A 22,648-nucleotide genomic window follows, 5' to 3' on the forward strand; every position below is an offset into this window, starting at 1 on the left:
CATGGGAGAAGAGAGTTTCACTAGGTTATTTAAAATAGATTGTGGAGATATATACTTGCAAGAGTTTACGGTTAAAGATGCAGAGAGTATTTATAAAATAGCCAATCAACCGGAGATAGAAAAGTTTTTACCGGACTGGAAATCAACGAAAGAACAACGAGTTAATTGGGTTACAAATGATGAAATACCAGAAAACAAAGCGTTTCTTAATGCTGTTAGAACTAGTCTTAACATAGATGATCATATATTAAGACTAGGAATATTTAAGAAAACCACAAATGAATTTATTGGATGGTGTTGCACAGGTTTGAAAGGTGAACTCCCTGCACCGAACAGAGAAATTATGTATGCTATTTCAAGTGAGTATCAAAATAATGGTTACGCAACGAAAGCTACAAAAGGCTTGATCGGCTATTTGTTTGAAAATACAAATGTGGATGTTCTTAACGCAATTGCTTTAATTAAAAATGTACCATCAAATAAAGTAATTGAAAAATGTGGATTTACTTATTTGGGCCAACAGACGATAGAAAATCAACTATATAATCATTATATATTGAGGAAAACTGAGTGGATAAAAATATAACTTTGGGAAGGAAAAGACCGATAAAGCAATCGGTCTTTTCGCGTTTTTATAATAAAGATTTGATATACAATTGTATTTTCTATCACTATACAATTATTATAAGATAATGCGTTAATATTAATTTGTAAAAAGTTTATTATCAGTTTTTTTAGAAATCTTACAAGCGTGTAAGATAGATGAAAGATGAATCAATATGAGATAAAAGACAATTCATTTACACTCTATTGTGAGAAGTGCAAATGAAGGGAGAATAGAAATGGAAATTTTACATGCGAAAAATATTAGTAAAGTATATAAAGGGAAAATACCTTTTAAAGCATTAGTAGATATTGATTTATCAATTCAAGAAGGTGAATTTATAGGGATCATGGGGCCATCAGGTAGCGGGAAAACAACGTTATTAAATATGGTATCTACTATCGATTCTCCGTCCTCAGGAGAAATATTAATAAACGGTACAAATCCTTTTCAATTATCATCAGAAGATTTAGCTTTATTCCGTAGGAAACAATTAGGATTTGTTTTTCAATCATTTAATTTACTTAGCACGCTTACAGTGAAGGAAAATATCGTATTGCCGATGACATTAGATGGCGTTTCTGTGCAAGAAATGAACAAACGCGTACAAGAAATTGCAGAGAAATTAAATATTACAGATATATTGAATAAAAGAACGTTTGAAATATCAGGAGGCCAAGCTCAAAGAACAGCAATTGCTCGTGCAATTGTTCATAAGCCGCAATTATTACTTGCAGATGAACCAACAGGGAATTTAGATTCTAAATCTTCAAATGATGTAATGGAGATGTTAGATACTCTAAATAAGGAAGAAAAAGCTACGATGATGTTAGTGACTCATGATCCGTATGCAGCGAGTTTTTGCAGCAGAGTTATATTTATAAAAGATGGTCAATTATATAACGAAATTTATTGTGGTGAAAGCAGGCAAGCATTTTATCAAAAGATTATGGATGTCCTTTCTTTGTTAGGAGGGAAAAGGCATGACTTTTCGTCAGTTCGCATTTAATAATATTTTTCGCAATAAGCGTATATATGCAGCTCACTTTTTAAGCAGTGCATTTTCAATTATGATTTTCTTTACGTACGCTCTTTTATTATTCCATCCTGATTTACAGGGGGAGTTACAGTCGACGAGTGCAACAATAAGTGCATTTGGTACATTGGGATTTAAAGTTTCACAAGGTTTGATTTTTGTATTTTCATTTTTCTTTATTTTATATTCAGTGAGTTCGTTTTTAAAAACGCGTAAGAAAGAATTTGGCATTTTAATGATGCAAGGTATGTCAATGAGACAGCTTAAAAAATTATTGTTAATTGAAAATATGTTAATTGGACTTGGTTCAATTTGTATTGGGATTCTTATCGGCCTCGTATTTTCTAAACTAGTTTTATTAATAAGCGCCAGTGTATTAATGATTAGTAACGGTTTACCTTTTTATATACCAGTCCAGGCTGTATTATTAACAGTTATCACGTTTCTTTTCTTATTTTTAATTGTTTCGCTAGTTACTTTTAAAATGATAAAAGTAACAGAACTTGTGGAACTTATTCAAGCAGGGGAAAAGCCAAAGCCTGAACCGAAATCGTCAATTTTATTATCAATTTTTTCTTTATTTAATATAGGATATGGCTATATTTTAGTATTCCGCTTTATCCCAAGTTATAGTTTTATTACGCTCGGAATGGGTGTGCTCCTAGTAATTATAGGAACGTACTTTTTATATACACAGTGTAGCGTTTATATATTGCATCTTGTGAAAAGGAGTGAATCTTTCTTTTTAAAGAGAACCAATATATTAACATTTTCAGAATTAATATACCGTATGAAAGATAATGCAACAATGTTTTTTATAGTATCTATTATTTCAGCAGTTGCTTTTACAGCAATTGGCACGACAGCAGCTCTTGGAAATAAAGATTTGGTAAGGATGACAAACCCGTATACATTTCTGTATACAGCTCCTGATAAAAATAACATAACGGATAAACATCTCTCGATTATAAAAAAACATCTTGCTGATTCTAATATTCCATATCGAATGGCTTCCACTTCAGATATTTATACAGAAAGTAATGTAAATGTAATGAAGTTAAGTGAATATAACGAACTTGCGAGAGCACTCGGGTACCAACAAGAAACGATTGAAAAAGAAGATGAAATGTTATTAATCCCTGGAGTCGTATCACAAAAACAAGAGTTTAAAAATGGTGATTATAAAAAGAATATTGAAGTCATTCAAGGCGATTGGACAAAGACATTTCATGTGAAAAAAACTGTAGATAATTTAGTTTTGCCACACGATACGGAAGGGATTAATATTGCGATTCAAGATCATGTGTATGATGAAATTCCGCTTAATAGTAATCTAGATTTTGAAAATATTATTCAATATCGAACTTATGGATTTGTTGTAGATGATTGGATAAAAACAAAAGAGATTTCAAACCAATTAAGTGACATATTCGATCAAGATCCTAGAGACATACATTTTGAATTTAGAGCACTAACTATAGAGTTGTTAAGTGCAAAACAAACGAATGGGTTATTACTTATGGCAAGTGTTTTAGTTGGAATCGTTTTCTTTACTTTCGCCGCTAGTTTTATATATTTCCGGTTATATACTGATTTGGACCGCGATCAGCAGCAATATAAGATGATTTCGAAAATGGGATTAAGTAAACGAGAGTTGAAAAAAGTTGTAACAAGACAATTAGTATTAATGTTCTTCTTACCGATTATCGTTGCAGTGATTCATACTGTGGTCGCTTATATGGCATTACAACAATTAGTCGATTTTTCTATTATGAATAGCTCTATCATAATTTTAATTTCATTTATATGTATACAAGTTTTATATTTCTTTATCACTCGTTGGCGTTACTTACAAAAGCTTTATAAAACTATGGAACAGTAGAGAATATCAGCAAGTAAGATTGCAGAAAAGCATGTAAAAAAACAATTTGAGTTATGAAAGGAAATGTGATGAAAAAAACACTCTCTATTTTCATATTAAGTATATTAATTTTAATAAGTTTAAGTGCATGCTCTAAAAATGAAAACAGATTTCCAGCTAACGGAGTATTAATCATTGGAGATGAGAATCATACTTCAACAATTATGAATCGTTATAAGGAAAATACGAAAGAACATGAAGTTTTTTCGGTGAAAACAGGTAGATTTGACCAAAAAAGGGTTTTGATATTAAATGAATCTACTGCAAAAGCGATGATTAAAGCAAAAATTTTTCGTAAAAGAGATCATTCATCTCATTCTAAACCTTTAGATACGTTACCGAATTTTCCAAAAGAAAGTTCACTATTATTTATAAATGAAGAAGAAAAGAATATAAAAAGTATTGAAATAGAAGGAAAAGTGATACCAGTTACATATGATAGTGATGCTTGGCTTGGTAATAATCGAAATTATGGAACAATATGGTATGTAATTGTGGCGAGCAATAGTGTATATAAAGAAATACAGGCAAATGAAACAAAAATGCAACTTCTTCATCTGAAAAAATCTTTAGGTGACGAAAAACCTAAAATGTCGACAGATAATATATTGACTAATGAATATGTAAAAGTAAGAAAGTTAATTAAAGATTTTGAGGAAGAAGTATCAGTTCAATTTGTCACGATTGGAGAAAAATCATAAAAAAGAGTTCAAGGTTGATAGGGATTTTATCAGCCTTGAACTCTTTTTAATTTTAGACCATTTAGATAACATAGTTTACATTACTTCATTTAATCGGGTCTCGCTCGGTTCTTCAATCGCATTTGAATTTTGAACTGAATTATTTTGAGATTCTTTTTCCTTACGAGACCTTTGTAGCATTTCAAGTATGATCCATAAAGGAACACTTTTATCTTTTAACATCTTCCATAAATCTAATTCGTTAAATTTATGCTCAGGTTGTTTCATTTCTTTTTCAGATGAACGAATATCAAATTTGATGGGATCATTTGATTTTTTATCTTCAAGTTTAGTAGAAGTGATAGTATTATGCTCAAGATTAGATGGAGTTATTTTAGTAGGTTGAGATAACGTATGAATATTTAATCCGATTTGCATGCCTTTTCCTCCTCCTTAAGTAATAAAATTAGTTTTCTTATAATTATTAAAGCTATTTAACATGAGGAAACTAAATCTAATTATAAATTCAAATAATCGGATTTACAAGTTATATTGTAAAAAGTAATTCCTCACTTGAATTAATATTTATCAACATTTGTGTATGTTTTCTCTATATACAATGTATATAAAATACTTTACATTATGTTTAAGTTAAGAACTCATTTTTAATAGGGAAATGTAAACGTTTTATTAGGGGGAGGAAGCATGGGGAAATTATTTTTAAAAATATGTTTATTCGCAATAGGGACTGTGTTTTTATTCGCAGCAAAAATAACTTACGCTGAAGAGAAACAACAAAATAATTATCCTATCATACTAGTGAATGGATTTGCTGGGTGGGGTAGAGAGGAAATGTTAGGGGTTAAATATTGGGGTGGTGTTCATGATATACAAGAAGATTTGAAACGCAAAGGTTATACGGTACATACCGCAGCTGTTGGACCTGTTTCTAGTAACTGGGATCGTGCATGTGAATTATATGCGCAAATTAATGGAGGTACAGTAGACTACGGTGGCGCACATGCTGAGAAACATGGACATAATCGTTTTGGTAGAACTTATAGTGGTTTTGTGCCAAATTGGAGTGAAATAAATAAAGTTCATTTAGTTGGGCATAGCATGGGTGGACAAACGATTAGAACATTAGTACAGCTATTAAAAGAAGGCAGTTTTGAAGAAAAAAATTATGTGAAAAATCATCCGAACACAAATATATCACCACTATTTGAGGGAGAGAAATCATATGTTCATAGTGTTACAACATTAGCAACTCCTCACAATGGCACAACACTTGCGGATGGTAGTCTTCTACTGCCGTTCGTTAAAGATTTACTCATTACAGCTGCAAGTTTAGGAGGAAACAATAATTTATCATTATACGATTTTAAATTGGATCAATGGGGGTTAAAAAAGAATGCTGGAGAGTCCCCTTTCCAATATACTGATCGTATTTTAAATAGTTCAATTTGGAAAAATACAAAAGACATTAGTCAATGGGATTTAAGTACTGATGGTGCAAATGAGTTAAATAATTGGGTAAAGACGCAATCGAATGTATATTACTTATCCTATAGTGGACAGGCATCGCAAGCTGCACCTATAACCGGTTTACATTTGCCTCATATAACGATGAATAAAGTGTTAATGGGTAATGCATTTTTCTTAGGTTCTTACGCAAGATATGAAGAAAACCGGCCATTAATTGATACTTCTTGGTGGCAAAATGACGGTGTAGTAAATACAAGTTCTATGATTGCACCATCTGCTAATGCTACACTAAATAGTAAGGAGTCTTTACAGATTGGAAAATGGAATCATATTGAAACAAAAGCAAATTGGGACCATCTCGACATGGTAGGATTAAGTGTTTCAGATACGTTAGGTTTTTCTAGCATTCAAGAGTTTTATAGAACAATTGCTGAAAAGCTAGCACATTTACCAAAATAGGTAATAATAAAGCGCTCTCGATGGAATTCGAGGGCGCTTTATATTATATTGAAAGAGGGATATGGTAGAAAAATATGGGGGTATATTATGAGAATTCAAGTTGTATTATCAGGATATGGAACAGTTGGCAGAGAGTTTGTAAAATTATTAAACGAAAAATATTCATATATATATGAAACATATGGGATTCAATTAGTTGTAAGTGGCGTATTAGGTAGAAATATTGCAATACATAATGAGGACGGATTATCTATTCAGCACTTATTAATGTATGGTGGCGGTAGCGCTGCAATTGAAGAATACATTGAACATCATCCAGGGGAACGAGCAACAACTAGCATAAGTGGAACTGTATTAGTAGAATCAACCGTTACAAATCTTAAAGATGGAAATCCAGGAAAACAATATATAAAACAAGCGATTGAGAAACAAATGGATATAGTAGCAATTTCAAAAGGCGCACTCGTTACAAACTGGAGAGAACTAAATGAAGCAGCAAAAATCGCAAATGTACGAATTCGATATAGTGGTGCAACTGCTGCGGCATTACCGACACTTGATATTGGTCAATTTAGTTTAGCTGGTTGCCGTATTGAAAAAATAGAAGGAATTTTAAACGGGACTACAAATTATATCCTTTCGAAAATGAATGAGGAAGATATTACGTTTGAAGAAGCACTGAAAGAAGCGCAAAGTAAAGGAATTGCTGAAACGAACCCAATATTAGATGTAAGTGGTTCTGATAGTGCATGTAAATTGTTACTTTTGACAAACAGTTTAATGGGAACAGAAAATACGCTTACAGATATACATATAAAAGGAATCGAACATGTTACAAAACAACAAATTAGAAATGCTAAGGAACAAAATAAATATATTAAATTAATAGCTTCAGCATATAAGGATAAGGACGGTAAAGTGTCTCTTCATGTGGAACCGTACAAAATAGATAAAAATCATCCGCTAGCAAAAGTAAATGGGACAGAAAAAGGAATTACGTTCTTTACAGATACGATGGGGCAAGTTACTACAATTGGTGGTGCTTCTAATCCACGCGGAGCCGCAGCAGCAGCTTTAAAAGATATTATTAACTTATATCGTAAAGATTTGTACCGTATTAACGAGGGGTAATATCCCTCATTGATTACTAGCCTTCACTTTATAAGACCGTACCGCCCTTTATAAAAAATACATATGTAGTGGACCTTTTGAGAATGAAATAAATATGCAAAAATGATTGCAGGGGGTAAGGAATTGTTTAAAGATTTTAAAGTTGTGAAAGATCGTCCCGTTTATATTCAATTGAAAGATTATTTGAAAAAGATGATTATGAAAGGTCATTTGCTCGGGGATCAAAAAATCCCTTCAACTAGGGAACTAAGTGAATTACTAAGTGTGAGCAGAAATACTGTACTCGCTGCTTATGCGGATTTAGAGCAAGAAGGACTCATTTATGCAGTTAAAGGTAAAGGGAATTTTGTAGCGAAGGTTGATATATCGAACAATTCGTCTGTTGAAATAGATTGGAAAAATAAACTTAATACCGTTACCTTATTAGCGGATGAATTAGATTTAATGAAACATGGTGTTCGCTGGGAAAAAGGAATGATTGTTTTTAATAGCATTGCTCCGGACGAAAAGCTATTTGATGTGGAAAATTTCAAAAGAGCTTTTCTTACTCGTATGTCCATTGAAGGGGATGTCGTATTAAACTACGGATACGCAAAAGGTTATAGACCTTTAATGAATTATCTACTTCATTATATGGAAATGAAAGGTGTAGATATTTCGAACAAAGATATTTTAATTACAAATGGATTTACAGAAGGATTAGACATCGTACTATCCTCGTTATCGAAGAAATCAGGGCGGGTTATTTGTGAGAATCCAACTCACCATGCTGCATTGAAGCTTTTCCGTTTACATGGACTTGAAGTTCACGGAATTAATATGAATGAAGATGGCATCGATACGAACGAAGTAGAAAAAAGTTTGCGTGAAAAAGAGTTTGATTTCGCGTATTTAATTCCTTCCTATCATAATCCAACCGGTATTGTTACGAGTTCGGAGAAAAGAACGGAACTGATGAGATTATTCTCAAAATATAAGGTTCCTATTATAGAAGATGGATTTAATGAAGAGCTACGTTATTCAGGTTCACATTTAGCACCATTATTAACTTTTGCTGGCGCTGGTAATAATGTAATTTATATTAGTAGCTTTTCAAAGGTACTTTTTCCTGGTTTACGTGTAGGCTGGATTATCGCAGATAAAGAACTGATTCATCATTTAGAAAGTGTAAAAAGAGCAAGAACGATTCACACATCTACGTTAGATCAAGCTGTTCTATTTCAATATTTACATGAAGGATATTTTGAAAAATATTTAAAAAAGGCAAGATCAGTTTATAAGAAAAAATATGAGTTAGCTGTTGGGGCGTGTAACGAGTACATTCCGTTTCAAAGAATGACCGGTGATGGTGGACTTCATTTATTTATAGAGTTAGAAGAAAAAATTCATGCCCGCACACTTTTACAAAAGTGTTATGAGCAAGGGGTTACATTTTCTCCTGGAGATGTTTTTTATTCTGATGGAGGAGGAGCGACTACTTTTCGATTAGGGTTTTCACGTCTGAAAGAAGAAGAAATAGTTCGTGGAATCAAAATAATCGGTGATACAATAAAAAATGAAATTTGGAGTTGAGGAAATGAGAATTGGCGTTATTATGGGTGGAGTATCCTCTGAAAAACAAGTATCAATTATGACTGGAAATGAAATGATTGCAAATTTAGATAAAAATAAATATGAAATCGTACCAATTACGTTAAATGAAAAAATGGATTTAATCGAAAAAGCGAAAGACATTGATTTTGCGCTGCTCGCATTACATGGAAAATACGGGGAAGATGGGACGGTTCAAGGCACGCTTGAAAGTTTAGGTATTCCTTATAGCGGGAGCAATATGTTATCTAGCGGTATATGTATGGACAAAAATATTTCGAAAAAGATTTTACGCTATGAAGGTATAGAAACACCCGATTGGATTGAACTTACAAAAATGGCGGATCTAAATCTTGATGAATTAGATAAGTTAGGATTTCCGTTAGTGGTAAAGCCAAACTCTGGTGGATCAAGTGTTGGGGTAAAGATTGTATATGATAAAGATGAATTAATTTCAATGCTGGAAACTGTGTTTGAATGGGATTCTGAAGTAGTAATAGAGAAGTATATAAAAGGTGATGAGATTACATGTTCAATTTTTGATGGAAAACAGTTACCTATTATTTCAATCCGACATGCAGCTGAGTTCTTTGATTACAATGCAAAATATGATGATGTTAGTACAATTGAAGAAGTTATCGAACTTCCAGCTGAATTGAAGGAGCATGTAAACAAAGCGTCACTGGCTTGTTATAAAGCATTGAAATGCAGCGTTTATGCAAGGGTGGATATGATGGTAAAGGACGGAATTCCATATGTAATGGAGGTTAATACATTACCAGGGATGACACAAGCAAGTTTACTACCGAAAAGTGCAGATGCAGCTGGTATTCATTATAGTAAACTATTAGATATGATTATTGAAACTTCATTAAAAGCAAGAAAAGAAGAAGGATTTTAAGAAGCGCTATCAGGAATACTTTTGACAGTAACATGAAGTATGTTATGATGAATACAATACGAAAATTAAATATTTATCCACTAGGGGGGCCTATTATAGGCTGAGATCAAATGGAAATTTGAGACTCTTAGTACCTGATCTGGTTAATACTAGCGTAGGGAAGTGGGAAGACATTACTATTTTATGAATAAATACTGTCAATTTCACTTTCTTTACGTTTGTAAAGAAAGTTTTTTTATTTTAAAGATTTAATAACTGTGGATAAATACTTAAATTTTATACTTTATTGGAGGGATTTAAATGAAATTTTCACAATCATTACGTCAAGAAGTAGATTCAATTTGGGAAGCTAGTTTTCATCACCCTTTTGTAAAACAACTTGGTGAAGGAACGTTAGATTTAGCTAGTTTTCGCTATTATGTGCTTCAAGATTCATATTATTTGAGTCACTTTGCTAGAGTACAAACTTTAGGAGCTGCAAAGGCTCTAGAATTAGAAACGACAGCTCGTATGGCACACTATGCTCAAAATACATACGAGGCGGAATTATCTTTACATGAGAACTTTGCGAAGAAACTAGGGATAACACAAGAAGAAAAAGATAATTTTATCCCTGCTCCAACTGCATACGCTTATACTTCACATATGTATCGTGCTGCGTATGAAGGACATTTAGGCGATATCATTGCAGCAATTTTACCTTGCTATTGGTTGTATTATGAAATTGGTGAGCGTTTAAAAGAGTGTCAGCCAGAAGAGCAAATTTATAACGAATGGATTTCTGCTTATGGATCTGATTGGTTCCGTACGCTAGTTGAAGAGCAAATTACAAGATTAGATACTATCGCTGAAAACGTAACAGAGTCTGACCGTAAGCGAATGAAACAGCATTTCATTATTAGCAGTCAATATGAATATTCATTTTGGGAAATGGCTTATACTTTAGAAAAGTGGCCAGTGAATACAGAAGTAGAAGATGTAATGGGATAATGAGTAGGGGTATTGCTATTCACAGGTATGGATAATACTTATGTATATGATTTCACAAAAGAAGTATCGCAAAAAGACGCATTAATCTAAGTGCGTCTTTTTGCGATTTATAAAAATGAGACCATGGAAAAAATAACCTAAAAATAGGTGTATGAACAAGGTACATCATCTAGTGAGAGGTCATATTTTGTAGGGGTACGTATTGAACTTAGTTTATCCCGCGTTAACGGACAGTAAAACTCCCACCTCAAAATTCAGTTGGAGCAAAGAAGTTAGGTGGGAGATCAACTGTCCGTAAACGTCCGATTGGTGAGGGCTAATAATCAGTGGGGGATGAACAAAACCCCCACTGATTAAAGTTTCACTTTATAGCGCTATTTCTACTTAGATTTAACGAACAGAAATATAGGAAAGCATTGAAAAGATTGAAGTTTATAAACGGAGGTCATGAAAATGAATAAGTTTCAACAAGAACTACAAGCGTTAAGCCTTAATGATTACCAATCTGGAAATATTGTGTATTGGGACCAACAAAACCAATATCCATATTATTATATTGAAGATGCTGCTCGTCGTTGTGGCGGTTGTGGTCGTTGTGGAGGTTGTGGAGGTCGCTGTGGTGGATTTCGTTGTGGTGGATTCCGTTGTATTGGTTGCTTCGGTTGTTTTGGTTGTGGCGGCTGTGGCGGCTGTGGTAGTTGTGGTAATTGTTCTAATTGTTTTAGTGGTTTTAATGGTACTACTGATACAACTGGTACTATTGTAACATATGAATATTGATAAGAGAAAAAAGGAATCCAATAGTGAAGTATTATATAATTTTTATTAAAGAATTTAATAAAAACACATGTAGCATTCAAGTGAAAGAATGATATTTAGATTTTTAGTTGTAAATCAAGATAAGATATATAAAGCAATGACTAGACTTAAAACCTAATCATTGCTTTTTTATATTTTTACTATCAAATAAGGGATCTGTTGCTTCTAGTTAGTGGGTAGCGAAAGAAATTATTACAACTATGTAAGGTTAATGTAATGTTAATCGATAGTAAATGAAGATACTTGAGTGTATTTTAAATAAGATTTAAAAGAACTGTTTATTTTTAAAATATTGGGGTAAGTAAAATTCTATTAGGAAGTGTATTAAAATGATTGAACTTAAATCTATTATCCATTCGTACAAACTAAAGAGAAAAATAGCAAGGGATTTATACGGAAACAGAGATGAATTGACACTGTTATTAAATGAATTTAATAAAATGAAACACACAGTAACATGTGAAAAAAAGAAAAATAATATATTATCTCGTTTACAATTAATTTATCAACATATGAAATTAGATAAACGGTATCCTCTTCCAATTACTTTTAATAGTAAATTATTGGATCGATTAGAAAAAGAATCTCTTCATTCTATTGAGGAAGGTATAGCATGTCTACATTTCATGTTAGATATGAATTATGAGAAAATAAAACAATATGGATCGAGTACAAGTAGATCGTTTGTTCCATTATCTCAGTCTTCCATTTGTCTTGCTGATTGTGTTTGCATAACTGGATTTGTATTAGGATTACTAGGTGCAATTACATTTGGAGGGTTTATGTTATCTATATGTTCAATTACATAAAGTTTGATGTTTGCAAGAAGGGCACTGACTTAAGGTGTTCTTTTTTAGTTTTATTGTAAAATTATTGTAAATGATAAATACATTACATTATATAATTCGAATGTATTGAAATTGAGATTTCAGGGGGTGCTGTATAAGCGATTAAATATCATTCTTGATGAAAAAGATGCACTTCGAAAAGAGTTAAGCAAAGTATCGAAACTGTACGGAGAATTAAAAGATATAAAAGAAAAACTAGCGCAAGGTCTCATCCAAGAAACAAAAGCACGCTTTGAAGCGGAAGATGCATTTGAAAGCATGAAGCAACAATCGCAAGCTCGCGAGGAAGATCACAATTCATTACTAAACGAATTTAATGCGATTACGGAAAAGAATCATGAATTAGAGCATGACCTTCAAAAAATGCATATCAACGTACGTGCTGCAGAAGAAACAGCTGTGAAAGAACGTGCACACCGTCTTGAGTTACAAGGTAGATCACAAGCGCTCGGTATAGCGCTAAAAGCAGTCTTGTAGGTTGAATCATATCAATCTTTACGTAAATTTTACATGGTATTGAAGTTTTTGATAAAGACCAAATTTGAATTTTGTATAAAAATTAAAGAAGCCTATACTTCAATATAGTATAGGCCGAGAGACTAAAATTAATCTGTTATTAATTTCGAATAGATATTTAAATCGATAAGCTTCCCAGCTGATATTTCAGTTTTTCTTAGAGTCCCTTCAAAAGTGAATTGTAATTTTTGTAATACTTTTATGGAGTTCACATTTTCAGGTTCAACTTTTGCTTCGACACGATTTAGTTTCAAATGTGTAAAAGCATAATCTAATAGAGCAGAAATCGCTTCAGGGGCATATCTTTTGCCCCAAAAGGATTTCGAAATATCATAGCCAATTTCTGTTTTTGAGTTTTCGAAATCCAAGGAATTATAGCCACATGAACCGATAATTTGATTAGAGTCTTTTTCAATAATGGTAAAACGGAGAGCTTTGTTATTTTGAGCAAGTTCATTGAGAAAATGAATCATGTCTTTCGCTTGGTTTTCATCAGTGAAATTACTTATATTCATGAATTTTGTAACGTTAGGATCAGACCATATTTTAAACATACTTAATGAATCAGATTCCTTCATTTGTCTTAAATGTAATCTTTGTGTCTGTAATTCTGTAATCAATACTTTTACCTCCATTATGTTGTTGTGATGGGTAGATTAAAAATATTGATATCTGCGCATAATTCAGTCCCTTCTGGATTAGTTAACTTCCATTATATAAGAAATTACTAAATTGAACAAAAGCGTTATTTTATAGTGATGCAAAAAGAGTACATATCGAATATGTACTCTTGAAAAAAGGAAGTGTATATAAGTGATGAAACACTATACTACAACATATGCTTGTCTCATTTAAAAGTGCAAGGAATATAACAAAATAGTTATTGTATGATGAAAAAATTAAAGAACCTGTTATAACTAACAGGTTCTGTGTACAAGGAGTTCAAGGAATACAAGGTAACTGGACCAGAGAAACCTATGAAATTCCTTGTAATAATAATGTATGAAAAGGAATCAATAAGGTTGATGAAATTTAAACTGAATTCTTATTTAATAAAAAAACCGTGTACAAAAAAATGTACACGATTATATAAAAATTATGTCTTGCGTGCTCATTGCATTCTATGTTTATGGTATGTAAAACGTTATACATTGCAATACATTAAAAGAGCACTCTTAAAAGTGCTCTCTAACCAAAACTAATATTGAAAAAGGATACCCAAGATATTATATGTATGTTTTTTAGATATGTGTAAATTTAAAACAAAATCTTTCTTTTACACAACAAAGCAGCTAGTTAACAAAACTAACTGCTCGTTGTACAAAAGAAACGCCGCGCTTACAGAAATAGTTTGTAACTTTAAGTTACAAAAATAGTATGAACAGGGTTGAAAATGTTATGCGGAAATAAAATAAAAAAGAGCACCATGCATAAGTGCTCTTTAAGATAGGAGGTAACACTTTGAGCTGGATGTTTAGGTTAAAAGTATATGATGTAGAAAAGGAATAAGACCTAAAACTTATTTTTAACTAAATACAAAATAGCAGCTAGCATAGGCTAACTGCTATAAGAACATTACATCCACGAATTTAAGGATTATAAATATTTCGTGAGTTTTATATAGTATGGACAAAAATATCAAGTTTATGTAATGAAAATTAAAATAGAGCAGTCATTTGCATTAACTGCTCCATTCGGTACAACCTGGGTAAGAAGCAGATTGTATTGTGATTATGATTAGCAGGATATTGAATTAAAATCCTTATTTAAATATAGAAGCCCTAGGATTAGGGGGCTAGGGCTTCTAGTCATGGTATATCTCACACGACATTATAAAAAGAAAAGAACGTACTGAAGATAACATATGAATGTTTCATAAATGTATCAAAAAGCAAACTTTTTTTATTGTAAAGAAAAAAGAGATAGGGTTCACAACCCCATCTCTTCTACCAGAGAAAAATGCAATTTTGCTTCTTCACAATTTGGATTAATACAGTAATGAATAAACGAATGTTCATCGTGTTGTAGGAGAGTTTGATCATAACATACACATGTATATGGTGAGAGCATTTTATATACCTCTTTACAAATTATAGATTAATTTCAACGCAGTTTTATTTGGTTGAGGAGTAAGACAAAATCGTTATTTGAATTATAAATGCTAGTTTCGTACCTTACTAAAGGATGGAGAGGGGAAAATAGAAGTTACGCTGCTACTTTCCCCTAGAAATAAACAGCATTGATTAAGGTTGAGTTAGATTCGTTGTAACGCAACTTGCTTGGAATTTGTCATTGAATATAAGAGTACCTTCACCAGTAAATGGAACTCTTATAACTAGATTCTTACTAGTATAATCGAATTCCGTTGCTAGAGCACAACTTCCACAATCAACAGTAGAAGATATTAATATACCCGATGAAACATTATAAACAAGCGTTAAACAAAGTGGCTGTGTTAAACCTGTAACAATACAAGACATTCTATTTACACCTCCTATTCTACTTACTTATTAATAGAAAATGCAAATGGGACAACCATTGGCACGGTAGGAGCAGATAGAGTACAGAATGATAATGGAAATTTTCAACAAAAAGCTATTTTATAAAAAAAGAGAAGCGCTTAATCAGGACGCTCCTCTTAATGCCAATATACAATAACTATTCCATTATAATGTATAAACGTAAAATACTTAACAATTAGCTATGTGGTAAAAATTTCATTTTTTTAGTTTGAAACGAAAAAAGAGCACTTTATTAAGTGCTCTCGTGACGAGATTCATTTTGTAACGACTATTTTATAAAGAAAGGAACGCAGAATATTATATGTGCGTTCAGTTAATCGAGTGCTTTTTACAGACAAAGAGCAGCTAGTAAAAGCTAACTGCTCTCCAGAAAAACGTTAAGAAGGAAGTTCAGAACTCAAGTGCATTTATAGTATGAACGGAATATTGAATTTTATTCAGGGGGTAGAGGGAAATGGTTCAAATTTGTCCGATGTATAGCAAAGAAACATGTAATTCAAGCGATGAAGGAATTGACGTTAATTTTTGTGATGAGTGCATGACAGCAGCAATTGATATGGAGGGCGAGAAACAGCACAAACAAACGATAATAGGAATGGATTGGGGTAGTCCTAATGGTTCGTTTAGTGCCACTGTTACGATCCCATATAAAAGAAACTTAACAAAATAATCCTTTGAATAAAAAGTGAGGTTAGGAGAATGAAAGGTTTGAAGAAAAGAAAAATTAGAAAAGCAATTGCTCGTCGTACAAAAGAAATGGAGAAGTATCAAGTTAATAAAGCTTGAAGAAACATCTTTGTACAAGCTGGTATTTTAAAATAAAGCAAACATAATATAGTCTGGCTAGAAAACTAGAGGACACCAATTCATTAAAGCGGCGATTAAGGCTGTTTTATGAATTGGTGTCCTTTTTATTTTGAAAAGGGAGATGAAGGAAATATGAAGGCATTAAAAGACCAATTATGTGAGTGGAAAAAGCAATCGAATCAAACAAAAAAGAAAACTAAGAAGAAACGAAAAGAGAAGTTAAGCACTCGTGACATTGAAGGTTTAATGGGGATTCGTGGACCGCGTTATGAACGTAGACGTAGAGCATTAAGACAAAAGTAATTTAATAATAAAAAGGAGTGGTCTTACATGACTAAACAATTATCTTTCTTACCAAAAATCGATAGAGTAGCAACGCAGAAAAAATTAGAAGGTGTTCTCGAAAGTGTACGTTTATATAGACAGTTTGGAATGATGCGTGAAGAAATGAAAGTCACTCCTTCTTATGAAATTAGATATCATGGACCTACAAATGATGTAGGAAAGCCATTAGAAGATGTAGCGATGGCTAACATTCAACAAAGTAAACGTGACGAGTGGATTAAGCAAACATCATTTCGTATTGACCAGTTTCTTAGTCGTTTGGGTAATGGACGTGCAGGAAAGGATCAAAGAAACATCATCATTAAGCGTTATTTAGAAGATGAAGATGTATGTGACTATATGGTTTATAACGAAATCGGCATGAGTGAGCGTACTTATCGACGTGTTAAGGCTAGAGTGTTTTATAAACTTGCTTTTGCTCTTAGATTAGAAGTTTATGAGACTGAAGAAATTGGAGGTAATGAATAATGAATTTTGTTCAGCCAATACGTGATCCAGAGCAAATACAGCAGTTGAAAGACTATTTTAAGGAAAAGAGTTTACGTAATTACATTCTCTTCATTATGGGAATCAATACAGGCCTGAGAATCTCGGACATTTTGAAATTGAAGGTAGTAGGCAGTCATATATCTATGAGGGAAAAGAAAACAGGGAAGCAGAAACGAATACAAATTACTGCAGCATTAAAAAGAGAACTTAAATGGTTTATAGAAGAGAGAGAAGAACAAGAGTATTTATTACAAAGTAGACAAGGGAAGAATCGTCCTATTGGGCGTAGCATGGCATATAAGATATTAAGTGGAGCAGCGGCAGAGTTTGGATTAGATGAAATAGGTACACATACGCTGAGAAAGACGTACGGGTATCATATGTACATGCAAACTAAAAACATAGCATTACTCATGGAGATATTCAATCACTCGTTAGAGAAGGTCACGTTACGTTATATAGGTGTTAACCAAGATGCAATGGATAAAGCAATGACTAGGTTTAAAATATAATCATTGCTTTTTTCATTTTAAATTTAGGGGGTACCGCCACATGTCCATCAACTTAAGAAATTGTTTTACCCCCAAGTTTTTTAGAGTAAGTTGTTTTTTTGAACCAGAAAGGTATATTTTTAACTATAAAAACCATGGGGAATTTTATCTGTTTTTCCTTTTTACCTACTTGCTAAATTCAGCAAGTAAAATATTTTTAAAAGGATCAGAACGACTATGACTAGTTTTATGGCCATTCAAATTGATGGCCAATATATGCTTGCCTCCAAGTGTGCCTCCAGCAAAAGTAGTAAAGCCTGGAACACCGCCTGTGTGTCCCCATATCGAGGTACCGTTTTGAAGTTTAGTTTCATAGATTCCAAGACCATATCCATTGATTTCTTCTATTCCTGTAGGTACTGTAGTAAGCATTTGTTTTAGTTGCTGTTCCTTCAGTAATTTGCCACTGAGTAAGTAAGAGAAAAATTTGTTTAAATCTTCAGCAGTAGAAATCACATCTCCATCCGAGCTACCTGGGGTAGAATAAGTAACGTCTTTTAGCTCACTTTCTCCGTCATATCTTTCATATCCACGGGCATGCTTGGTGCCTGGAATAACCGTTGAATTACCAGGTAGAAATGTATTCGACAATTCAAGCGGTTCAATAATTCGATTTTCAACCTCTTCCGCATAGCTGTTTCCAGTTACTTTTTCAATAAGGATACCCAATAATACGTATCCCGTGTTTGAATAAGACCAGCCCTTTCCTGGAGCAAAGTCTGGGGGAAGAGAAATACCCATCTTTACGAATTCTTCAGCTGTATACGCTTTTTTTGTATCTTTAATATCAAAGTCTTTTGACTTTATATAGTCAGCGATACCACTTGTATGATTCAATATCTGCCGGATAGTAATCTGGTTACTATCATATCCGTTTCCTTGAATAACACCAGGCAACCATTTTTCAATGGAGTCGTCTAAATTCAAGCGGTTTTCTCCAGCTAATTGAAGTAGCACTGTTGCAATGAACGTTTTCGTCACACTACCAATGCGAAAGCGAAAATCTGCCTTCATTGGTTTCTTGGTTCTCAGATCCGCTATCCCGGCGGCATAGCTCCAATTTTTACCACCCTTAGAAATTTGAGCGAGTATTCCAGGGTATCCAAGTTGGAGTGCATCCCGCATTGCTTTCTTAACGGAAGTACGATCGCTTTGATTACTTGTTTGTAACGAACTAGATACATTTTGCGTGGGTTCTGCTTTTACAATTGAGGCTGGTGTTATGTATAACAGGGAACTTCCAGCTATTAAAAGTGATAGACTTGCACATGTAATTTTACTGCGTGTTTTCATAAAGCATCCCTCTCCTTTATTTAAATTGTAAAGTTAGTTGCTTGCTGTTTCGTATTAATCACACAGCTATTATCTCCACCAATGACAAAAAGTCAGAATTGAATTCGTAATCATATTCATAATTATTATTTTTACAAACGCTATTCTGTCTTAACAAACGGTAAATCCCTCTTCTTCCACATGTATGTTAACCCCAGAAATTACTTCTTTTCCTTGAGACACTCTTGTTACTGGTTTGTTTTTCATATATAAGTCATATCTGTTCCGCCTTTCACACCTCCTTATATTTTTATCCTACACAATGAAAATCTTTTTTTTCTTACCTATTCCTTACAAATTACTTACGTTCAAAATAGCTTCTATAATAGGATAGAAGGAGCATCTGTACCCGAAAGTTCAAAGTATTTTCCAATAAATATATTTATCAAAAAGAAACACAGAGGTTTTTCACTTCTATGTTTCTTTTTTTCGTTTTGGGGAACAATTAATTTTTAAGTTGATAGCGATGTGGCGCTACCCCATCGCCATCAAGCATTAATTCTAATGTTGATGTTTCTGTTCCTGACAAGCCATCTAAACCTGTTGAAGTTCCAACGGCTGTAACAGATGGTATTGCTTATATTGAAGGTTACAATGTTAATTTACGTAAAGGGCCAGGCACAACCTATACTAAAATCCGCCAGTTAAATAAACCGGAAGCCTATATTGTGTGGGGTGAAAAGGACGGTTGGTTAAACCTTGGCGGAGAGCAATGGATTAAAAACGATTCATCTTATGTGAAATTTAGTAAGAAGAGCACTGTAGATTCTTCTATTGTAGGGAAGCGCGTTGTTTCTAAAGTTAACAATCTACGTTTCTACGATGCTCCATCTTGGCAGAATAAAGATGTTGCTGGCTCTGTAGGTACAGGATTAGGTTTCACAATCGATGCGAAAGTAAATGTTAACGGTTCACCGCAATATAAAGTACACAATAGCAAAGGAAAAACATACTATATTACGGTAAGCGAAGCCTATGTGTATGTAGTAAAGTAATTAAAAAGCTGACTATAATTAGTCAGCTTTTTGTATACTATAATCTAGTATTTATCAGTCCCAAAGACATGTTCTTTGCTTTTTAGTTGGCACTGAAAATCTTAACAATGTTTCTTTTTACAATGACAACAAATAAAGAAACATTTACAACGACACTTATTTCGCTTGAACTTCCAATCGTCATCACAATGGTGTTTATCTTTAGATTTCCACCAATCGTCATCACAATGGTGCTTATCTTTAGATTTCCACCAATCATCACAACAATGATTTTTCTTAGAACTCCAGCAATCATTATTCCAGGACATTCTTTTATACCTCCCTTCAATTAGGGTTCATACTATTCTATGTTTTAGTAAAAAAACTGCTTGTTTATTAACCTATTGTTATACTCTTATATGATAGAGAGCTTTCTACTAGATATAGAATTCATACAAACTATGCTAATTTCTAAGGGATAGTGGAGAGAACTACTAGTTGCGACATTTATCAACAAACACTAGTTGAAGAAAAATATTCTCGTTTTAAATAATATCTTATCTTTGGGTACGTTTTTTGGGTGTATATTTCACAATAGCGAAGGAAAAACATACTATATAAATGCAAATGAAGCCTATGTGTATGTGAAGTAAAAACAAGCCGTCCTGTCGGCTTGTTTTAGTTTATAACGTATTAAATGGGTTCAACTGGGGAGATCGGTTGGATAAAACTGCCCGTTCAACATCGTATTCCCTTGCTGAATCACTCCTCCAAAGTTAATGCCCCATGTATTTATGATAACTAGTCGGACAGGGTCTAGTGGTAGTGCAGCGTCTGTTGGAATAGCCGGATTTACTGGCTGTGTCACTCGAACTACGTATATAGGGTCTTGTGAAAAATAGGTTCTTGGGGGGCAAACACCCTTAAGCTAAAAAGTTGCTGAGGTGGAATCGTAAATGTAACTGGACCAATAAACGGAGTTACTCCTTCGGGTTCGCAATAGATACATTATCCATTACCATTCTTATTGCCTACGTCATCATCTGAACCACCGTTATCATTGTTAATTAACTCCCCACAAAGATATTCATAAGAGGGAAATACATCACCAACACAAGTATCTTGGTAATTTTGTACCGCTATAGTTACAATTTGTGGCTCGTCTGTTTGATTAAGCGCAGAAACTTGAATGAAGTCGGTGTCCGAATTGCGAAATAAAGGTCCAGATGTTAACGTTTGATAGCGAGGTTCACAAAGACAATCACAGTCGCATTTTTTACGCTTCTTCCGGTAGCACTTATGTGAACGGTCGTAATAATAGCATGTACTAAAAAGCAAGAACCTCCTTTTAATTTATATTTACTAATTTGTTGAATCTAAATTCTGTATTTAAATCAAAGGCACCTGTATAATACACTGTTTCTATGATGAAAGATTGGAATTCACAATTAATGCAAAAATAAATGGCTGGACACAATATAAAGTACATAATAGCAAAGATCAAATATTTTATATTATAGCAAACTCAGAGTTAGTTACTGTCAAGAAAAGAGAAATTCACTTTTATAAGGAAGAACGTTATTGTTTTCAATTCTATTATCTAATTTAATAAATAAAAAGTTATCGTAATCTTTGGTATGTTAAGTATCGAGGTTTTCACAGATAATGCCCCTGAATATATTATTTGAATTTTCTGAAAATATAGGGAGACGTTTGAATTTATATTATTAGTGAGCAAGTCTAAGCAAATTGCAAGAATAAACATAATCTATCTTATAAAGTAGTGAGGCAGTACTAAAAAGATGAGATTTACTTTACTAGTTTTTTTTATAGTAAGTAGGTTGGATTCCAAAAGACTTCTTCACTACTTTATAAATTTTAAAGGAAAGGATGATATAAATGGCAGAACATCGTGAAGATGAAATCCGTACTTTGTTACGCGCATTTCAATTAGTAGGAGCGAGGGTTGTATTATTTTTGCCTTCATTTCACGTAGAAGGTCTTATTACTCGAATCGGAGAAACCTTTGTTACACTTCGTCGTGGTAATGGAGAGGGCGTAGAAGTTGAAAGTAATGATAATGGAAATGCACTTGAAAATCCTAACCAAATTAGTGTCAAAATTAGTGATATTTTATCAGTTAGTGATGATCGAGGAGAGTAATTAGCAAGGTGAAAAAATGCACTAGGTATTGTATTCCTAGTGCATTTTTTAATGTTATATAAAATTCAAATAAACAAAAAATGTATCAAGTATGGAATTTGAAATTAATTACATACAAGCCTCTTGATAGGACTCTTATCGTAATTTATAAAAAAAGTTTGAAAAATATAAGTTATATCTATATTTTAGGTAATTGTACTATCACTTTTATACAAGTCATGTTTACAATATAATACAAACCTTTATAGGAGGGGATTATGTGTGTAAGTTCTGTTCAAATCAAGACAATACCAAATCTAAATTCAGATTATTCGATACAAAACCTATTCCGTTTTTTATTCCATCAAAATCTTTTACACAAACAATCAGACCTCAAGAAACACCTGATACCTCAACACAAACAATTAGACCTCAAGAAACACCTGATACCTCAACACAAACAATCAGATCTCAAGAAACACCTGATACCTCAACACAAACAA

23 protein-coding genes, 2 pseudogenes and 1 riboswitch are annotated in these 22,648 nt (G+C 33.0%); of the genes and pseudogenes, 20 read left to right on the top strand and 5 right to left on the bottom strand.

The window, feature by feature from the left end; genetic code table 11:
* Position 1: 1 nt before the first annotated feature.
* From DN394_RS06020 to DN394_RS06035, 4 genes are all read left to right on the top strand, one after another.
* The gene (locus DN394_RS06020) at positions 2-586 is read left to right on the top strand and encodes a GNAT family N-acetyltransferase (protein WP_097994361.1); all 585 of its coding nucleotides are present in this window, start codon (positions 2-4) and stop codon (positions 584-586) included.
* A 256-nt stretch (positions 587-842) separates the two neighbouring features.
* Positions 843-1,613 (top strand): ABC transporter ATP-binding protein, encoded by a 771-nt coding sequence (locus tag DN394_RS06025; protein ID WP_097994362.1) that lies wholly within the window; start codon positions 843-845, stop codon positions 1,611-1,613.
* On the top strand, positions 1,588-3,522 hold the full coding sequence (locus DN394_RS06030; RefSeq protein ID WP_097994363.1) for an ABC transporter permease: 1,935 nt from the start codon (positions 1,588-1,590) through the stop codon (positions 3,520-3,522). The genes DN394_RS06025 and DN394_RS06030 overlap by 26 nt, the downstream gene beginning before the upstream one ends.
* Before the next feature lie 68 nt (positions 3,523-3,590).
* Entirely contained in the window at positions 3,591-4,262 is a 672-nt protein-coding gene (locus DN394_RS06035) for a lipoprotein BA_5634 family protein (protein ID WP_141475106.1), read from the top strand.
* A gap of 75 nt (positions 4,263-4,337) precedes the next feature.
* Here the strand turns inward: DN394_RS06035 and DN394_RS06040 are convergent, their stop codons facing one another.
* A complete protein-coding gene (locus tag DN394_RS06040; RefSeq protein ID WP_097994364.1) occupies positions 4,338-4,679 on the bottom strand; it encodes a DUF3914 domain-containing protein in 342 nt (113 codons plus the stop codon).
* Positions 4,680-4,946: 267 nt separating this feature from the next.
* Between DN394_RS06040 and DN394_RS06045 the strand changes: the two genes are divergently transcribed.
* The 8 genes from DN394_RS06045 to DN394_RS06080 all read left to right on the top strand — a co-directional run bounded on the left by DN394_RS06045 (position 4,947) and on the right by DN394_RS06080 (position 12,944).
* A complete protein-coding gene (locus DN394_RS06045) occupies positions 4,947-6,188 on the top strand; it encodes an esterase/lipase family protein (RefSeq protein WP_097917083.1) in 1,242 nt (413 codons plus the stop codon).
* Positions 6,189-6,275: 87 nt separating this feature from the next.
* A complete protein-coding gene (locus DN394_RS06050) occupies positions 6,276-7,319 on the top strand; it encodes a homoserine dehydrogenase (protein WP_205728255.1) in 1,044 nt (347 codons plus the stop codon).
* Between the two features lie 123 nt (positions 7,320-7,442).
* A complete protein-coding gene (gene pdxR / locus DN394_RS06055) occupies positions 7,443-8,891 on the top strand; it encodes a MocR-like pyridoxine biosynthesis transcription factor PdxR (protein WP_097994366.1) in 1,449 nt (482 codons plus the stop codon).
* A 4-nt stretch (positions 8,892-8,895) separates the two neighbouring features.
* A complete protein-coding gene (gene ddlB, locus DN394_RS06060) occupies positions 8,896-9,810 on the top strand; it encodes a D-alanine--D-alanine ligase (RefSeq protein ID WP_002007738.1) in 915 nt (304 codons plus the stop codon).
* Positions 9,811-9,882: 72 nt separating this feature from the next.
* Positions 9,883-9,988: riboswitch (TPP riboswitch) on the top strand.
* A 122-nt stretch (positions 9,989-10,110) separates the two neighbouring features.
* Entirely contained in the window at positions 10,111-10,800 is a 690-nt protein-coding gene (gene tenA / locus DN394_RS06065; protein WP_149293677.1) for a thiaminase II, read from the top strand.
* Positions 10,801-11,247: 447 nt separating this feature from the next.
* Entirely contained in the window at positions 11,248-11,580 is a 333-nt protein-coding gene (locus DN394_RS06070; protein WP_097917079.1) for a heterocycloanthracin/sonorensin family bacteriocin, read from the top strand.
* 368 nt (positions 11,581-11,948) lie between these two features.
* Positions 11,949-12,428 carry a homoserine dehydrogenase gene (locus tag DN394_RS06075; RefSeq protein ID WP_176522743.1) on the top strand — a complete coding sequence of 160 codons (480 nt, stop codon included), beginning with the start codon at positions 11,949-11,951 and terminating at the stop codon, positions 12,426-12,428.
* Positions 12,429-12,554: 126 nt separating this feature from the next.
* Entirely contained in the window at positions 12,555-12,944 is a 390-nt protein-coding gene (locus DN394_RS06080; protein ID WP_098149922.1) for a hypothetical protein, read from the top strand.
* Positions 12,945-13,072: 128 nt separating this feature from the next.
* On the opposite strand, the gene DN394_RS06085 is transcribed toward DN394_RS06080, so the two are convergent.
* Positions 13,073-13,603, bottom strand: coding sequence for a GNAT family N-acetyltransferase (locus DN394_RS06085; protein WP_098149921.1), 531 nt, complete (start codon positions 13,601-13,603; stop codon positions 13,073-13,075).
* Positions 13,604-15,959: 2,356 nt separating this feature from the next.
* Between DN394_RS06085 and DN394_RS06105 the strand changes: the two genes are divergently transcribed.
* The 5 genes from DN394_RS06105 to DN394_RS06120 all read left to right on the top strand — a co-directional run bounded on the left by DN394_RS06105 (position 15,960) and on the right by DN394_RS06120 (position 17,658).
* Positions 15,960-16,175 (top strand): hypothetical protein, encoded by a 216-nt coding sequence (locus DN394_RS06105; protein ID WP_098149919.1) that lies wholly within the window; start codon positions 15,960-15,962, stop codon positions 16,173-16,175.
* Between the two features lie 29 nt (positions 16,176-16,204).
* Positions 16,205-16,291 (top strand): DUF3983 domain-containing protein, encoded by an 87-nt coding sequence (locus DN394_RS06110; protein WP_098149918.1) that lies wholly within the window; start codon positions 16,205-16,207, stop codon positions 16,289-16,291.
* 153 nt (positions 16,292-16,444) lie between these two features.
* On the top strand, positions 16,445-16,615 hold the full coding sequence (locus DN394_RS28895) for a hypothetical protein (protein WP_098149917.1): 171 nt from the start codon (positions 16,445-16,447) through the stop codon (positions 16,613-16,615).
* A gap of 27 nt (positions 16,616-16,642) precedes the next feature.
* Positions 16,643-17,125 carry an ArpU family phage packaging/lysis transcriptional regulator gene (locus DN394_RS06115; protein WP_088122219.1) on the top strand — a complete coding sequence of 161 codons (483 nt, stop codon included), beginning with the start codon at positions 16,643-16,645 and terminating at the stop codon, positions 17,123-17,125.
* Complete coding sequence (locus DN394_RS06120) at positions 17,125-17,658, top strand: site-specific integrase (protein WP_098149916.1); 534 nt, start codon at positions 17,125-17,127, stop codon at positions 17,656-17,658. Before DN394_RS06115 ends, DN394_RS06120 begins: the two co-directional genes overlap by 1 nt.
* A gap of 165 nt (positions 17,659-17,823) precedes the next feature.
* On the opposite strand, the gene DN394_RS06125 is transcribed toward DN394_RS06120, so the two are convergent.
* Positions 17,824-18,990, bottom strand: a complete 1,167-nt coding sequence (locus DN394_RS06125) for a serine hydrolase domain-containing protein (protein ID WP_098973337.1) — start codon at positions 18,988-18,990, stop codon at positions 17,824-17,826.
* Between the two features lie 536 nt (positions 18,991-19,526).
* Here DN394_RS06125 and DN394_RS06130 point away from each other — a divergent pair.
* Positions 19,527-20,024 (top strand): annotated as a pseudogene (locus tag DN394_RS06130) (SH3 domain-containing protein); the annotation flags it as partial.
* Between the two features lie 82 nt (positions 20,025-20,106).
* Here DN394_RS06130 and DN394_RS06135 read toward each other — a convergent pair.
* Together DN394_RS06135 and DN394_RS29330 are read right to left on the bottom strand one after the other, a co-directional pair.
* Positions 20,107-20,319, bottom strand: a complete 213-nt coding sequence (locus DN394_RS06135) for a hypothetical protein (RefSeq protein WP_098150351.1) — start codon at positions 20,317-20,319, stop codon at positions 20,107-20,109.
* A gap of 387 nt (positions 20,320-20,706) precedes the next feature.
* A complete protein-coding gene (locus tag DN394_RS29330; protein ID WP_252195181.1) occupies positions 20,707-20,871 on the bottom strand; it encodes a hypothetical protein in 165 nt (54 codons plus the stop codon).
* A gap of 1,031 nt (positions 20,872-21,902) precedes the next feature.
* Between DN394_RS29330 and DN394_RS06145 the strand changes: the two genes are divergently transcribed.
* Entirely contained in the window at positions 21,903-22,166 is a 264-nt protein-coding gene (locus DN394_RS06145) for a hypothetical protein (RefSeq protein ID WP_000807636.1), read from the top strand.
* Between the two features lie 259 nt (positions 22,167-22,425).
* A pseudogene (locus DN394_RS29200) lies at positions 22,426-22,648 on the top strand (hypothetical protein); the annotation flags it as partial.

It is taken from the genome of Bacillus sp. BB081, assembly GCF_008368895.1.
Classification (GTDB): domain Bacteria; phylum Bacillota; class Bacilli; order Bacillales; family Bacillaceae_G; genus Bacillus_A; species Bacillus_A wiedmannii.

Coding starts and splice junctions, on each gene's coding strand:
- DN394_RS06020 (WP_097994361.1), top strand. CDS start 2: ATGGGAGAAGAGAGTTTCACTAGGTTATTTAAAATAGATTGTGGAGAT.
- DN394_RS06025 (WP_097994362.1), top strand. CDS start 843: ATGGAAATTTTACATGCGAAAAATATTAGTAAAGTATATAAAGGGAAA.
- DN394_RS06030 (WP_097994363.1), top strand. CDS start 1,588: ATGACTTTTCGTCAGTTCGCATTTAATAATATTTTTCGCAATAAGCGT.
- DN394_RS06035 (WP_141475106.1), top strand. CDS start 3,591: ATGAAAAAAACACTCTCTATTTTCATATTAAGTATATTAATTTTAATA.
- DN394_RS06040 (WP_097994364.1), bottom strand. CDS start 4,679: ATGCAAATCGGATTAAATATTCATACGTTATCTCAACCTACTAAAATA.
- DN394_RS06045 (WP_097917083.1), top strand. CDS start 4,947: ATGGGGAAATTATTTTTAAAAATATGTTTATTCGCAATAGGGACTGTG.
- DN394_RS06050 (WP_205728255.1), top strand. CDS start 6,276: ATGAGAATTCAAGTTGTATTATCAGGATATGGAACAGTTGGCAGAGAG.
- ddlB (WP_002007738.1), top strand. CDS start 8,896: ATGAGAATTGGCGTTATTATGGGTGGAGTATCCTCTGAAAAACAAGTA.
- tenA (WP_149293677.1), top strand. CDS start 10,111: ATGAAATTTTCACAATCATTACGTCAAGAAGTAGATTCAATTTGGGAA.
- DN394_RS06070 (WP_097917079.1), top strand. CDS start 11,248: ATGAAAATGAATAAGTTTCAACAAGAACTACAAGCGTTAAGCCTTAAT.
- DN394_RS06075 (WP_176522743.1), top strand. CDS start 11,949: ATGATTGAACTTAAATCTATTATCCATTCGTACAAACTAAAGAGAAAA.
- DN394_RS06105 (WP_098149919.1), top strand. CDS start 15,960: ATGGTTCAAATTTGTCCGATGTATAGCAAAGAAACATGTAATTCAAGC.
- DN394_RS06110 (WP_098149918.1), top strand. CDS start 16,205: ATGAAAGGTTTGAAGAAAAGAAAAATTAGAAAAGCAATTGCTCGTCGT.
- DN394_RS28895 (WP_098149917.1), top strand. CDS start 16,445: ATGAAGGCATTAAAAGACCAATTATGTGAGTGGAAAAAGCAATCGAAT.
- DN394_RS06115 (WP_088122219.1), top strand. CDS start 16,643: ATGACTAAACAATTATCTTTCTTACCAAAAATCGATAGAGTAGCAACG.
- DN394_RS06120 (WP_098149916.1), top strand. CDS start 17,125: ATGAATTTTGTTCAGCCAATACGTGATCCAGAGCAAATACAGCAGTTG.
- DN394_RS06125 (WP_098973337.1), bottom strand. CDS start 18,990: ATGAAAACACGCAGTAAAATTACATGTGCAAGTCTATCACTTTTAATA.
- DN394_RS06135 (WP_098150351.1), bottom strand. CDS start 20,319: ATGATTGCTGGAGTTCTAAGAAAAATCATTGTTGTGATGATTGGTGGA.
- DN394_RS06145 (WP_000807636.1), top strand. CDS start 21,903: ATGGCAGAACATCGTGAAGATGAAATCCGTACTTTGTTACGCGCATTT.